This is a genomic window from Rhizobium sp. 768_B6_N1_8, assembly GCF_051811225.1.
Taxonomy (GTDB): Bacteria; Pseudomonadota; Alphaproteobacteria; order Rhizobiales; family Rhizobiaceae; genus Rhizobium.
In genome coordinates this window covers 199,374-212,711 of sequence record NZ_JBPWPV010000001.1, presented here as the reverse complement: position 1 = coordinate 212,711, position 13,338 = coordinate 199,374, and the positions used below count along the sequence as shown (strand labels likewise).

General features: G+C 60.5%; 11 protein-coding genes. 4 read left to right on the top strand and 7 right to left on the bottom strand.

All coding sequences use genetic code 11. The features are described 5' to 3' along the window. Positions 1-168 precede the first annotated feature (168 nt). Positions 169-849 carry a Type 1 glutamine amidotransferase-like domain-containing protein gene (locus AB8B33_RS01040; protein ID WP_439014058.1) on the top strand — a complete coding sequence of 227 codons (681 nt, stop codon included), beginning with the start codon at positions 169-171 and terminating at the stop codon, positions 847-849. Between the two features lie 99 nt (positions 850-948). On the opposite strand, the gene AB8B33_RS01035 is transcribed toward AB8B33_RS01040, so the two are convergent. Both AB8B33_RS01035 and mscL read right to left on the bottom strand, forming a co-directional pair. Continuing rightward, entirely contained in the window at positions 949-2,115 is a 1,167-nt protein-coding gene (locus AB8B33_RS01035; protein WP_439014057.1) for a pyridoxal phosphate-dependent aminotransferase, read from the bottom strand. Positions 2,116-2,237: 122 nt separating this feature from the next. After that, positions 2,238-2,678 carry a large conductance mechanosensitive channel protein MscL gene (gene mscL / locus AB8B33_RS01030; protein WP_192728207.1) on the bottom strand — a complete coding sequence of 147 codons (441 nt, stop codon included), beginning with the start codon at positions 2,676-2,678 and terminating at the stop codon, positions 2,238-2,240. A 220-nt stretch (positions 2,679-2,898) separates the two neighbouring features. Between mscL and AB8B33_RS01025 the strand changes: the two genes are divergently transcribed. Continuing rightward, a complete protein-coding gene (locus AB8B33_RS01025; RefSeq protein WP_439014056.1) occupies positions 2,899-6,399 on the top strand; it encodes a hybrid sensor histidine kinase/response regulator in 3,501 nt (1,166 codons plus the stop codon). A gap of 3 nt (positions 6,400-6,402) precedes the next feature. On the opposite strand, the gene AB8B33_RS01020 is transcribed toward AB8B33_RS01025, so the two are convergent. Then, positions 6,403-6,966, bottom strand: a complete 564-nt coding sequence (locus AB8B33_RS01020; RefSeq protein WP_439014055.1) for a TetR/AcrR family transcriptional regulator C-terminal ligand-binding domain-containing protein — start codon at positions 6,964-6,966, stop codon at positions 6,403-6,405. A gap of 206 nt (positions 6,967-7,172) precedes the next feature. On the opposite strand from AB8B33_RS01020, the gene AB8B33_RS01015 reads away from it, so the two are divergent. Continuing rightward, positions 7,173-8,360 carry an MFS transporter gene (locus AB8B33_RS01015; protein ID WP_439014054.1) on the top strand — a complete coding sequence of 396 codons (1,188 nt, stop codon included), beginning with the start codon at positions 7,173-7,175 and terminating at the stop codon, positions 8,358-8,360. 114 nt (positions 8,361-8,474) lie between these two features. Here AB8B33_RS01015 and AB8B33_RS01010 read toward each other — a convergent pair whose 3' ends face one another. Then, positions 8,475-9,497 carry an LLM class flavin-dependent oxidoreductase gene (locus AB8B33_RS01010; RefSeq protein ID WP_439014053.1) on the bottom strand — a complete coding sequence of 341 codons (1,023 nt, stop codon included), beginning with the start codon at positions 9,495-9,497 and terminating at the stop codon, positions 8,475-8,477. A 257-nt stretch (positions 9,498-9,754) separates the two neighbouring features. Here AB8B33_RS01010 and AB8B33_RS01005 point away from each other — a divergent pair, with 257 nt between their 5' ends. Continuing rightward, positions 9,755-10,066, top strand: a complete 312-nt coding sequence (locus tag AB8B33_RS01005) for an ArsR/SmtB family transcription factor (RefSeq protein WP_113323635.1) — start codon at positions 9,755-9,757, stop codon at positions 10,064-10,066. An 80-nt stretch (positions 10,067-10,146) separates the two neighbouring features. On the opposite strand, the gene AB8B33_RS01000 is transcribed toward AB8B33_RS01005, so the two are convergent. From AB8B33_RS01000 to AB8B33_RS00990, 3 genes are all read right to left on the bottom strand, one after another. Continuing rightward, complete coding sequence (locus AB8B33_RS01000) at positions 10,147-10,617, bottom strand: SRPBCC family protein (protein WP_439014052.1); 471 nt, start codon at positions 10,615-10,617, stop codon at positions 10,147-10,149. Then, positions 10,614-10,961 (bottom strand): ArsR/SmtB family transcription factor, encoded by a 348-nt coding sequence (locus tag AB8B33_RS00995; protein ID WP_439014051.1) that lies wholly within the window; start codon positions 10,959-10,961, stop codon positions 10,614-10,616. The genes AB8B33_RS01000 and AB8B33_RS00995 overlap by 4 nt, the downstream gene beginning before the upstream one ends. 159 nt (positions 10,962-11,120) lie before the next feature. After that, the gene (locus AB8B33_RS00990) at positions 11,121-13,334 is read right to left on the bottom strand and encodes a 3-hydroxyacyl-CoA dehydrogenase NAD-binding domain-containing protein (RefSeq protein WP_439014050.1); all 2,214 of its coding nucleotides are present in this window, start codon (positions 13,332-13,334) and stop codon (positions 11,121-11,123) included. Positions 13,335-13,338: the final 4 nt, after the last annotated feature.

Below are 13,338 nucleotides of genomic sequence, written 5' to 3'. Positions count from 1 at the left end.
GCTTGTGACCTGAAACTGTTCACTATACCCGACCCAACCCCGCCGGACACGCGCGGGGTTTTCTGTTTCTGCCCCGATGTCCGCCCCATGCAAAGGACTTCTCGTGGCACAAGATCTTCTCTCAATGCCGGTTCGTAACCCGCTTCTCCAAAACAGGGAGCGGCAGCGATGAGACTCTATCTGTCATCCTACCGGCTCGGCGCCAGCGCCTTCCGGCTGAGGAAACTTCTGAATGGCGGACGGCGCGCCGCCGTCATCCAGAACGCGCTGGACTTCATTCCGGCCGAGCCCCGGCGTGCCTACGAGGCCAATATCTACGATCCCAAGGAAGAACTTGCCGATTGGGGGATCGAGGCGGACGAACTGGATTTGCGAGACTATTTTGGGCAACCGCACGCGCTGAAAGAGGCGCTCGCCGGCTTCGACCTCGTCTGGGGCGTCGGCGGCAATGCCTTTCTTCTGCGGCGGGCCATGCGGCAGAGCGGCTTCGATCGCATCATCGGGGAATTGCTGCGCCAGGATGCGCTCGTCTATGGCGGCTTCAGCGCCGGGGCGGTCGTTGCAACGCCCTCGCTAAAGGGCATCGACATCATGGACGATCCGCAGCAGCTTGCACCGGATTACGACGAAGCAATCCTGTGGGACGGTCTCGGGCTCGTCGATTTCTCCATCGTCCCGCATTACCACTCTGACCATGATGAGGCCGAAGCTTCCGAAAAGACCGTCCACTTCCTTGAAGAAGCCGGCACGCCCTTTCAACCGCTGAGAGACGGCGAAGTCATCATCGTCGAGGGCCGGAATGTGACGCTGCTGCCAGTGCTACCGGAAGCGATGCGTCGCTCCGCCTAAAGCGTGCCGCGATCTTTCAGATTCGCTTGTCATGCTTTAGGCCTCTGTTTTTCGCATGTCGTTATCGCAAAACCGCTGCACACTTTTGCGCGACATGCTTTAGAGCTTCAGGATATAGTCGCAAAGCCGCTCAGCCGCGACTGTCACCTGCGCCGGATCGCGCAGGAAACAGGCGCGCAGAAAAAGCTCGCCGCCGGGTCCGAAGGCCGTGCCGGGGGCAAGGCCGACGCCGGTCTTGTCGACGATGTCGATCGCAGCCTTACGGCTGTCGGTAACGCCGTCGATCTTGAGGAAGGCGTAAAGCGCGCCATCGGGTTTCAGTGTTTCGACCCGATTGGTGGCGATCAGTGCATCGCAGAGGATATCGCGGGAGCGGGTTGCCTTGTCGATATTCGACTGCACGAAGGCGTCACCCTCGTTGAGGGCAGCGACTGCGCCCTTCTGCATGAACTGTGCGACGCCCGAGGTCGAATACTGGATCAGGTTTTCGAGCACCTGCCCGGTTTCCGGCGGGGCAACGATCCAGCCGACGCGCCAGCCGGTCATAGACCAATTCTTGGAGAAGGAGTTGACGAAGATGATCTTGTCGCCGGGCTCCATGACGTCGAGGAAAGACGGCGCGCGGCCACCAGCATAGAAATAACGCGCATAGATCTCATCGGCCATGATCCAGAGATCATGCTTGCGGGCCAACTTCAGGATATCCGCCAGATCCCTCTTCGTCGCGGTCCAGCCGGTCGGGTTTGATGGGGTATTGATGAAGAGGCCGCGGGTCCTCGGCGTGATCGCCGCTTCGATGCGATTGAGGTCGACAGCCCAGGTGCCGCCTTCGAACTGCAGCTCGACGCCGACCGAACGGGCGCCGGCGATTTCCAGGGCGGCAGCGATATTTGGCCAGGCCGGCGTAAGATAGACAAGTTCGTCGTCGGGCGAGGTCAGTGCCTGAACGGCGATCTGGATTGCCTGCATGCCTGAACCGGTGACGTAGAAATGCTCGACCGGAAGGCGGATGCCGAAATGCCTGAAGTAATAATCCGACAGCGCCTGGCGCAGTTCGGGAATGCCGCGCTGCCAGGTATAGAAGGTCTCGCCGGCGGCGAGCGCCTGCATGGCCGCCTGATTGATGAAATCGGGGGTGGGAAGATCGCCCTCACCGACCCAGAGCGGCAAGAGGCCCTCACGGCCACGGGCATAATTGACGACTTCGACGATCCCGCTTTCTGGCGCTGCAATGGCGCGCGGGCTGAGGCTGCTTACAATCGACATGCATATCTCCAGTTCACGCCTTCATAGCGGATTTGCGGACGCAAATCCTATGACAATGCGTGATGGCATATCGATTTTCGTGATGGATGAGCCCGGCCGGAGCGAACGGGCTTAGGACCGGATCAGACGGCTGGGCGCTTGGCGAGAAGATCGCGGATTTCAGTCAGCAGCGCGACATCGGCCGGCGGCGGCGGAACCTCTGCCGGCGCTTCCTTTTCCTTGCGCTCGACCTGCTCGCGCAGGATGTTCACAGCCTTGATCATCAGGAAAATGATCACGGCGAGGATGAGGAAATTGATGAGGACCGTGATGAAATTGCCGTACGCGAAAACGGCCCCGCGGCTACGGGCAAGTGCAAGGGTTGGCTGCCCAAAGGCCTCCTTCGACAGCGGAATGTAGTAGTTGGAGAAGTCGAAACCGCCGAAGATCGCACCGACGATCGGCATGATCATGTCTTCGACCAGCGACTTGACGATGCCGCCGAAGGCGCCGCCTATGATAACACCGACTGCGAGATCCATGACATTGCCGCGGGCGATGAAAGCTTTGAACTCATTGAGCATCCGATCTGTCTCCCCTTGATGCATTTTCAAAGACATGCCGTTGTTTTCATTAGCTACACCTTCATCTCAATTAATCAATCGGCAATTGGAAATATTCGGACACTGCCCCCATCCGCGTAGAACTTAAGACCAAGGCCGCGGGAATTTTCAAACTTGCTGAATTGCCCTAATCTCGGAACTGTTCCGGGAGGACGGCGGATAGTCCGCCGGCGGAGGGTCGATGCTTCCAGGCTGGGTCATATTTGCGTTTGCCTTGGGTTATCTTCTGCTGCTTTTCGCAGTAGCAAGCTACGGCGACCGCCGGAGCCGGAAATTCGGTGTGCCGGAAGGCGGTCGGCCGGTGGTCTATGCGCTCAGCCTGGCGATCTACTGCACCTCCTGGACCTATTTCGGCGGCGTCGGCCTTGCGGCTCATCATGGGCTGGAATTTGCCGGCATCTATATCGGGCCGATCCTCGTCTTCACACTCGGCATGCCGTTGCTGAAGCGCATCATCGAACTCGCCAAGGCCGAGAAGCTTACATCCGTCGCCGATTTCATTGCCGCGCGCTACGGCAAGAATTCCACTGTCGCAACCATCGTGGCGCTGATCTGCCTCATCGGCACCATCCCCTATATCGCGCTGCAGCTGAAATCCATTTCAGCGACGGTCACGGCCATGGTCAATCCGTCCGACTATGGCATCGGCAGCGGCAACCTCTACTTCCTCGACCTTCCACTGATCGTCACGCTGGTGCTTGCCTGCTTCGCGATCATGTTCGGCACCCGCCACACCGATGCGACGGAACATCAGGACGGGCTCATCCTCGCAGTATCGATGGAATCGATGGTGAAGCTGGTTGCTTTCCTGACGGCAGGCATCTGCGTTATCTGGTTCCTGTTCGACGGGCCAAGCGACCTGTGGCAGAAAGGATCGGAGAACGCTCTGGTCACCGCCGCACTCGACTATCAGACACCGCTCAGCCGATGGATCACGCTGACGCTGCTTTCGGCCTTCGCCATTATCATGCTGCCGCGCCAGTTCCATGTCACAGTCGTCGAAAACCGCACGGCAAAGCAGCTCCGGCTCGCGGGCTTTCTCTTCCCGCTTTATCTGATCGCCATCAATCTCTTCGTGCTGCCGGTTGCGATCGGCGGGCTGCTGACCTTCGGCGGCAACGGCAACGCAGACCTTTACGTGCTCTCTCTGCCGCTTGTGGGGCAAATGCCTGTTGTCTCGCTGATCACCTTCATCGGCGGATTTTCGGCGGCGACCGCCATGGTGATCGTCGATTCCGTGGCGCTTTCCATCATGGTGTCGAACGACATCGTCATGCCGTTCTTCCTGCGCCGGAAGCTCGCGGGCCTTGCGAGCCAGCGCGACGACTTCGCAAAAAGCCTGCTCAATATCCGCCGCAGCGCCATCTTCGCCGTGCTGCTGCTTGGCTACGCCTATTACCGTTCGACCGACAGCACGGCAGGGCTCGCCTCGATCGGCCTGCTCTCCTTTGCCGCCATCGCGCAGATTGCGCCCGCCCTCTTCGGCGGCATGATCTGGCGGCGGGCGAATGCGCGCGGCGCCATCCTCGGCCTCTCGTCCGGCTTCATCATCTGGGTCTACCTGCTGTTCCTGCCCTCATTCGGAGGCCCGGATTATTCCTATGTAGCGAGCAGTTTCCTCGGCTTCATCTTTCCCGGTACAACGCTCTTCACCGGCCCGGATGCCGATCCGCTCGTCAATGCGACGGCAATGAGCCTGCTCGTCAATACCGCCACTTTCATCGTCGGCTCGTTGACGCGCAACGCCAAGCCGCTGGAACGCATCCAGGCCGGCATCTTCGTCAAGCGGCATTCGCGCTCGCAATTTGCCACGCGGGGCTGGAAGACCCGCATCAGCGTCGGAGATCTCAAGACGGCGATCGCCCGCTATCTCGGCGAGGAGCGCATGCAGCGCTCGCTTGCGACTTACGAGCAGACGTCAGGACGCAAGCTGGAGGACGACCAGCCGGCGGATATGGCGCTCATCCATTTCACCGAGCAGCTTCTCGGCAGCGCTATCGGCTCCTCCTCGGCTCGGCTCGTGCTGTCGTTGATCCTGCAAAAAATCGAGGATGCTTCCTCGGACACGGCCTGGCTGCTCGATCAGGCGAGCGAAGCACTTCAATATAATCAGGACATGCTGCAGACGGCGCTCTCGCAGATGGATCAGGGCATTGCCGTCTTCGACAGTTCCAATCGGCTGACGATCTGGAATCGCCGCTTCCGGCAATTGCTGGACTTGCCGGAAAATGCCGGCCAGGTGGGTTTTCCGCTATCGGAAATCGTCAGTATCCTCAGCCAGCGCGGCGATATCGCGCCGGGCGACCAGGGCCAAGCGGTGCGGCATTTCCTGACGCTCGACAAGCCCTTCCCGCTGGTGCTCGGCGGCGGCGAGCGCATCATCGAAGTGCGTTCCAACGCCATGCCGGACAAGGGCATCGTCGCGACCTTCACCGACATCACCCAGCGTGTGGCCGCCGACCGGGCGCTGAAACAGGCAAACGAGACGCTGGAGCAGCGTGTCGTCGAGCGCACCGCGGAACTGACCCGCGTCAACAAGGAGCTCGCGGAGGCGCGTGCAGCGGCCGAGGAGGCCAATATCGGTAAGACGCGCTTCTTTGCTGCCGCCGGCCACGATATTCTGCAGCCACTCAATGCGGCCCGGCTCTATTCTTCCGCGCTCGTCGAACGCATGGCGCAATCGGAAAACAGCCCGATCGTGCGCAATATCGATTCCGCGCTGGAATCGGTCGAATCCATTCTCGGCGCCGTGCTCGATATTTCCCGGCTGGATACCGGCGCCATGCGCCCGCGGCTGGCTTCCGTGCCGCTTTCAGATCTACTCGAGCGCATTGAGACCGATTTTGCACCGATCGCCCGCGAGAAGAAACTGAAGCTCAAGGTCATGCCGACCTCGCTGCGGGTGCGCTCCGATCCGAACCTGCTGCGCCGTCTCGTACAGAACCTCGTTTCCAATGCCATCAAATATACTGTCAGCGGCAAGGTGCTGGTCGGGGTAAGACGACGTGGCAATCAAGTGATGATCCAGGTGATGGATTCCGGCATCGGCATACCGCCTTCGAAATTCCGGACAGTGTTCAAGGAATTCGCGCGGCTGGATGAGGGTGCCAAGACCGCATCGGGCCTCGGGCTCGGCCTCTCCATCGTCGACCGCATCGCCCGCGTGCTCAATCACAAGGTCGAGCTTCATTCAACGCATGGCAAGGGCACGGAATTCCGCATTCTCATGCCGCTCGATATCTCGAAGAGCGCGGACGCAGCAACAGCCGTCGTTCCCGTCGACCGCACGGCCCAGCCGCTAAAAGGATTGCGCATCCTCTGCATCGACAACGAAACCAAGATCCTCGAAGGCATGCGGCTGCTGATCGACGGATGGGGCTGCGATACGCAGGCGGCGGATTCGCTTTCCGTTGTCCAGGCGCTCTCGATGCGTCAGCCGCCCGATCTTGTCATTGCCGACTATCATCTTGCCGACGGGACCGGGGTCGAAGCGATCCGGCATCTGCGGCAGCATTTCGGTGTCGATATTCCGGCCTTGCTCGTCACTGCCGACAGGACGCCGGAGGTGCGCGCCGAGGCGGAGAAGCATGGCATTGCCGTTCAGCACAAGCCGGTGCGGCCGGCGGCACTTCGCGCCTATATCACCCAGATTTCCGGCCTGAAGCGCACCGCCGCGGAGTGAAGATCAGGCTGCCTTGCGCCGGCCGAAGACGTGGCCGACAAGCTCCTGGACGGGGGCGGCGGTCGGGGCATCGCCGAACAGGATACGGTACATGATGGGGGCGACTACGCGATCCATCACTGCATCGACATCGGGGAACGCCTCGCCCCTCTCCTTCGCCCGACCGGCAATCGCCTCGATCTGCTGACGGGTGAAGTTGCAACATTTGTTGGCATTGTCGCCGGTCTGGGCGGAGAGCACATCGCGGATATATTCACGGCCAGGACCGGAAGACATTTCTTCGGCATATTGCTCGGCCCAGGCCTCCAGATCACCGGCGCCGGTACCGGTATCGGCCGGCTCCATATCGGGGCGCAGGCGCTCCACCGCAACGTCGGCCAGCAATTCCTGCAGGTCACCCCAGCGGCGATAGATGGTGGAAGGCGTCACGCCTGCACGCGCAGCGATCAGCGGCACGGTGATCTCTGCACGGCTCATCTCTACGAGGAGGTCACGCACCGCGGCATGCACGGAAGCCTGGACACGCGCGCTTCTGCCACCCGGACGGATATTCTCTTTCACTGCCATTTCGAACCAACCTTATCCGCCTGAAGTGTGCTGCGATCTTTCAGATTCGCCTAGCACGCTTCAGGCCCTTTTTACGCAATTCCGGGTGCAAAACCGCGGCCAACAGTTCAGAAACTTTCATGCACTCATAAACGCAAATTATTTGCTTTTAGGCCTTACATCTCCTAGATAGAGCTAACGCAATAACTTAGCCTTAAGGAGCTTATATGGTCGCCGCTTCCGAATCCATCAAGAATTCGTCGCCCATGGGCTTCCACGCTCTGACGCTTGCGATCTTCTTCGGCGCATCAGCAGCGCCGACGCCTCTCTATCGTATCTATCAGGAGAGCTTTGCCGTTTCTCCCATCCTGATCACCGTGATCTTCGCAGTCTACGCCTTCGCACTGCTCGCAGCCCTGCTGATTGCCGGCTCCATCTCCGATCATCTCGGACGGCGGCCCGTCATTTTCGGCGCACTGGTGCTCGAAATCATCGCCATGGCGCTGTTTTCCATTGCCAGCGGGCCGGAATGGCTGATCGCAGCTCGTATCGTACAGGGGCTTGCGACCGGCATCGCCGGCGCTTCGCTGGGTGCCGCCCTTGTCGATATCGACCGGGCAAAGGGGCAGATCGTCAACTCGCTCGCACCGCTTTCCGGCATGGCGATCGGCGCCATCGGCACCAGCGCGCTGATCCAGTATGGACCCGAGCCGCTGCATCTCGTCTATGCCCTGCTGCTTGCTGCCTTTGCCGTGCAGGCCGTTGCGCTGTGGCTGACGCGAGAGACAGGCGGCACGCGGCCCGGTGTCTTCAACTCGCTGAAGCCGACGATTTTCATTCCGCAGCAGGTGAAGAAGCCGCTGTCGCTGGTGACGCCGATCAATATCGCCAACTGGACGCTCGGCGGCTTCTACCTGTCGCTTGTGCCATCCCTGGTCGCTTCGACCACCGGCAGCCGCGCGCCGCTGACGGGTGGCGCGGTCGTGGCAGCGCTGATGCTGTCGGGCGCAATCGCCGTCTTCCTGCGCCGCAACCGCAGCCCGAAAGCCAATCTCATCTTCGGAGTCGCCTCCCAAACATTGGGCATCGCAACGGTCGTCGCAGGCGTGCATCTTGCCAATGTGCCGCTACTGCTCGTCGGCACGCTTTTGACGGGCGCCGGTTTCGGCACCAATTTCCTCGGCTCAATCGGCACGATCATGCCACTTGCCAAGCCGGAAGAACGGGCCGGCCTGCTTTCGGCCTTCTATATTCAGAGCTATCTCGCCTTCAGCCTGCCGGCAATCCTTGCCGGCTTCCTCGTCAAGTCAATCGGCTACGGCATGACCACAGACATCTACGCAACCGCCATCGTCCTCGTCAGCCTTGCCGGGCTGATGGTGATGCGCGCGACAAAGGAGGCGGCGACGGCTTAAGGCGTGTCGCGATCCTTCAGATCTGCCACGCTTTAAGCTCTTGTTTTCGCAAGTCGCTATCGCAAGATCGCGCACATTTTTGCGCGACATGCTATATGCCATCGCAGGATGCGATCAGCGCCAGCCGAGTGCCGGCGCGACGTATTTCAGGATCGATTCGATGACGTGGGCATTGTATTCCACGCCGAGCTGGTTGGGGACGGTAAGCAGGAGCGTATCGGCCTCGGCGATCGCCTCGTCCTTCTTAAGCTCCTCAATGAGAGCATCGGGCTCGGCGGCATAGGAACGGCCGAAGATTGCCCTCGTATTCTCGTCGATGAAACCGACCTTGTCCTGCCCTTCATTGCCATAGCCGAAATAGGAGCGGTCGCGATCGTTCACCAGCGCGAAGATGCTGCGGCTCACGGAAACGCGCGGCTCACGCTGATGGCCGGCTTCCTTCCAGGCCTCGCGATAAGCACGGATCTGCTTGGCCTGCTGGATATGGAAGGCTTCGCCCGTCTCGTCATCCTTCAGCGTCGAACTCTGCAGGTTCATGCCAAGCTTGGCGGCCCAGACTGCCGTAGCGTTCGAGCCTGCGCCCCACCAGATGCGCTCACGCAGACCAGCCGAATGCGGCTCGAGCCGCAGCAGGCCGGGGGGATTGGGGAACATCGGCCGCGGATTGGGCTCGGCGAAGCCTTCGCCCCGCAACACTTCCAGGAAGACCTCGGCATGGCGGCGGCCCATATCGGCATCGCTCTGGCCTTCCGGCGGGTTGTAGCCGAAATAGCGCCAGCCATCGATGACCTGCTCGGGCGAGCCGCGGCTGATGCCCAGCTGCAGGCGTCCGCGGGAAATCAGATCGGCCGCGCCGGCGTCTTCCGCCATGTAAAGCGGATTTTCGTAGCGCATGTCGATGACGGCCGTGCCGATCTCGATGCGGCTCGTCCGAGCGCCGACGGCCGCGAGCAGCGGGTATGGCGAAGCAAGCTGACGAGCAAAATGATGGACGCGGAAATAGGCGCCGTCAGCGCCAAGTTCTTCAGCGGCGACAGCGAGATCGATCGACTGCAGCAGCGTATCGCCTGCCGAGCGCGTCTGGGATTGCGGCGAGGGCGTCCAATGCCCGAACGAGAGAAAACCGATCTTCTTCATGATTCCATCGCTTAAACTGAAGTGTGCCCTGCACGCTTCTTGTCATGATTCCTGACAGGCATATAGGCGCTCGCAGGAGATTTCTGAACCGGATGACTGATCAAATGCGAATTCGGCGCCGCGCAGTTGCAGCACAGAACGCGGTCTATCGGGAAACCTCGCAAAAGCAGGGGAAAAATTTGTTCCCGGCCATACTCTTAAGACAATTCTTAATTAGTCATATAAATTGCCGTCCGCTAAATTGTGAAGGGAAAGCAATGAATACAGATAGTTTTGAAAAGAAAGCCGACCTGCTGCTGGTCATGGCGAACGCCCATCGACTGCGGATGCTGAAGACGCTTGCCGAGCGCGAGGTGGCGGTCAACAACCTCGCCGATATTATCGGAATCAGCCAATCGGCACTCTCCCAACACCTCGCCAAGCTCCGCAGCAGAGACCTCGTCAAGACGCGACGCGATGCGCAGACGATCTACTACTCGGTCAAATCCGAGAAGGTCCATGTGATCCTTGAGATGCTGAGCGAAATGTTCGACGAGGGCCAGACAACGGATCGCCGGCTGGCGGGTTAGGAGACTTCGTATCGCCTGGATTCCCCACCGTCACCGGTTAACTGCTCTAGCCTGGCTGCTACGCCGGGCATGAACATTCTTTATTTCTCCACGAGCTTCGCCAGTTGCTCGGCGACCGTGCCCCAGCCGTCGTAGAAGCCCAACTCCACATGCGTGTTGCGGGTGTCCTTGTCCTTATGCATGACGAGGGCGTTGTAATCGGTGCCTTCGGGATGGTCGGCGAAGGTGATGATGGCTGTCATGAAAGGGGTCGGCGCGGGGCGCCAGCCGCCGAGGAGCGCATTGGTGAAGACGATGCGACGGCCATCCTGAATATCCAGATAGCAGGCGCTGAGATGGTGTTGGAAGGGACCGCCATCCTCGCTCATCTCGGTCACGAGGGCGCCGCCGGGTTTGACTTCCATGGCGGCGACACGGCAGAGCGCCGGCGCTGGGATCCACCATTTTTCGAATCTTGCCGGTGAGGTCCAGGCGCTCCAGACGGCAGCCGGCGGGGCCTTGATGACGCGCGAAATGGTCAGATCGAGATCGGGATTCACATTGATACTCATTGGGATTTCTCCTCCTCGGATTGCGTGGCGGTGACGAAAGCTTCGAGCCTGTCCGTGCGGGCTTCCCAGATGGCGCGCTGAGCCGAAAGCCAGCCGTCGACCATCGCGAAACGCTTCTTTTCCAGCGTGCAGGTGCGCACGCGGCCCTGCTTTCTCGTTTCGATCAGGCCTGTCTCTTCCAGAAGGTGGATGTGTTTCATGAAGGACGGCAAGGCCATGTCGAAAGGCTTTGCAAGGTCGCTGATGCTGGCTGGGCCGGTGCCTAAACGACCGATGACGGCGCGGCGCGTGGGATCGGCCAATGCCAGGAAGATGCTGTCGAGTTGATGTGAATGGTAATCCATAAGGCTAAGTATCAGGATCTGATACTTAGCGCAAGGGCTAAGTGTTTTGAATTGGCTGTTCGCGCGCTTGCAGCAGGATTCTCCGCTCAAGCCCAGCCAGAGATGGAGGGAATGTCAGAGCGGCGCCCGCGGCCCTTACGAGCCGCGGCGCCTCACCAATTATGCAGCCTTATCAGTTGCCGGATAGGGATCGAAGCGGCTGTAGAAGGTTTCGCCCTTGGCAGCCATTTCCTTCAAGAGCGGCGTCGGCTTGAAGTGGTCGCCATAGGTGGAGGCCAGCTTTTCGGCGAGTTCCACGAAAGCCTTTACACCCATGCCGTCGATGTAGCTCAGCGCGCCGCCGGTATAGGGCGCAAAGCCGAAACCGAGGATGGAGCCGACGTCGGCTTCGCGGGGATCGGTGACAATTCCCTCTTCCATGGTGCGGGCGGCTTCGAGCGCGATCGTGACCAGGAAGCGCTGCTTCAGGGTATTGACGTCGATCTCATCCGCCGGCTTCTGCGGATAGAGGGTCTTCAGCTCCGGCCAGAGGAATTTCTTGGCGGGCTTGGTCGGATACTCATAGAAACCCTTGCCGTTCTTGCGGCCACGGCGGTCGAGCTCGTCCACCAGCTTATTGATGAGCGCAAGGTGACGTTCGTCGACGGCCGTGGGGCCGAGATCGGCGACCGTTGCCTTGAGGATCTTCTGCGAGAGATCGATCGCTACTTCATCATTCAGCGACAGCGGGCCGACCGGCATGCCGGCCATCTTGGCGGCATTCTCGATCATCGCCGCCGGTACGCCTTCGATCAGCATGTCATAGGCTTCGTGGATATAGCGGAAGACGCAGCGATTGACGAAGAAGCCCCTGACATCGTTGACGACGATGGGCGTCTTCTTGATGGCGGCAACATAGTCCAGGGCCACGGCGAGCGCCCGGTCACCGGTGCTCTTGCCGAGGATGACCTCTGTCAGCATCATCTTTTCGACCGGCGAGAAGAAATGCACGCCGATGAACTGGTCCGGGCGTTTCGAATTTTCGGCAAGGCCCGTGATCGGCAGAGTCGAGGTGTTGGAGGCAAAGATCGTCGCTTCCGGGATGACGGCTTCCACCTGTTCGATGACCGCCTTCTTGACGGCGCGGTCCTCGAAAACGGCTTCGATGACGAGATCGGCATCTTTCAAATCGGCGTAGTCGGCGGAGGGTGTGAGGCGGGCGAGAAGTGCTGCACCCTCTTCCTGCGTAAGACGGCCCTTACCGACGGAATCCTTGACGAGGCCTTCGCCAACGCCCCTGCCCTTTGTGGCAGCCTCGATATCGCGGTCGATCAGCACGACTTCGAAACCAGCGGCGGCCGTGACATAGGCGATGGAGGCGCCCATGAAGCCGGCGCCGACGACGCCGACCTTCTTGAGTTCTGTCTTCGGCACACCGGCCGGGCGGCGGGCGCCCTTGTTGAGCTCCTGCATGGAGATGAAGAGCGAACGGATCATAGAGAAGGCTTCGGTGGTCTGCAGCACCTGCGTGAAATAACGCTGCTCGATCTTCAGCGCCGTATCGAAGGGAACCTGCAGGCCTTCATAGACGCATTTCAGGATGGCGAGCGCGCCGGGATAATTGCCTGATGTTTCGCGGCGCAAGATCGCCGGCGCTGCCGGCCAGAGCTGGGCTGCGGCGGGCGTCCAGATGCCGCCGCCGGGCACCTTGAAGCCCTTTTCGTCCCAGGGGGCGACGGGCTTCAGGCCGTCCTTGATCATCTGCTTGGCGGCCGGAATGAGCTGATCCGGATCGACCACCTGATGGACGAGGTTCATGGCCTTGGCGCGCGAGGCGTTCAGCGACTGGCCCGTCGTCATCATCTGCAAGGCGGACTGGGCATCGGTCAGCCGCGAGATGCGCTGTGTGCCGCCGGCGCCTGGGAAAATGCCGACCTTGACTTCCGGCAGGGCGATCTTGACGCTCTTGGCATTGGAAGCGACGCGGCCGTGGCAGGCGAGCGACATTTCCAGCGCGCCGCCCATGCAAGTGCCGTTGATGGCGGAAACCCAGGGCTTGCCGCAGGTTTCGAGCTTGCGGAACAGGCCGGTCATGCGGCCGACCAGATCGAAGAGTTTCTGTGCCGCACCGTCAGGATTTGCGGCTTTCTCCTGCTGGTAGAGTGTGAACATGGACTTGATCATCGAGAGATCGGCACCGCCCGAGAAGGAGGACTTGCCCGAGGTGATGACCACGCCCTTGACGGCGCTGTCGGCGACCGTCGCATCGATGATGGCATCGAGCTCGTTCATCACCTCTTCGGTGAAGACGTTCATCGACTTGCCGGGCATGTCCCAGGTGACCAGGGCAATACCGTCCGCATCGGTCTCGACGGTGAAGTTGGTGTAGCTCATCGTC

Bases quoted from the DNA above. Each gene is read 5' to 3' on its own strand.
- mscL (WP_192728207.1), bottom strand. From the start codon at position 2,678: ATGCTCAATGAGTTCAAAGCTTTCATCGCCCGCGGCAATGTCATGGAT.
- AB8B33_RS01025 (WP_439014056.1), top strand. From the start codon at position 2,899: ATGCTTCCAGGCTGGGTCATATTTGCGTTTGCCTTGGGTTATCTTCTG.
- AB8B33_RS00995 (WP_439014051.1), bottom strand. From the start codon at position 10,961: ATGGATTACCATTCACATCAACTCGACAGCATCTTCCTGGCATTGGCC.
- AB8B33_RS01010 (WP_439014053.1), bottom strand. From the start codon at position 9,497: ATGAAGAAGATCGGTTTTCTCTCGTTCGGGCATTGGACGCCCTCGCCG.
- AB8B33_RS01040 (WP_439014058.1), top strand. From the start codon at position 169: ATGAGACTCTATCTGTCATCCTACCGGCTCGGCGCCAGCGCCTTCCGG.
- AB8B33_RS01020 (WP_439014055.1), bottom strand. From the start codon at position 6,966: ATGGCAGTGAAAGAGAATATCCGTCCGGGTGGCAGAAGCGCGCGTGTC.
- AB8B33_RS01005 (WP_113323635.1), top strand. From the start codon at position 9,755: ATGAATACAGATAGTTTTGAAAAGAAAGCCGACCTGCTGCTGGTCATG.
- AB8B33_RS01015 (WP_439014054.1), top strand. From the start codon at position 7,173: ATGGTCGCCGCTTCCGAATCCATCAAGAATTCGTCGCCCATGGGCTTC.
- AB8B33_RS01035 (WP_439014057.1), bottom strand. From the start codon at position 2,115: ATGTCGATTGTAAGCAGCCTCAGCCCGCGCGCCATTGCAGCGCCAGAA.
- AB8B33_RS00990 (WP_439014050.1), bottom strand. From the start codon at position 13,334: ATGAGCTACACCAACTTCACCGTCGAGACCGATGCGGACGGTATTGCC.
- AB8B33_RS01000 (WP_439014052.1), bottom strand. From the start codon at position 10,617: ATGAGTATCAATGTGAATCCCGATCTCGATCTGACCATTTCGCGCGTC.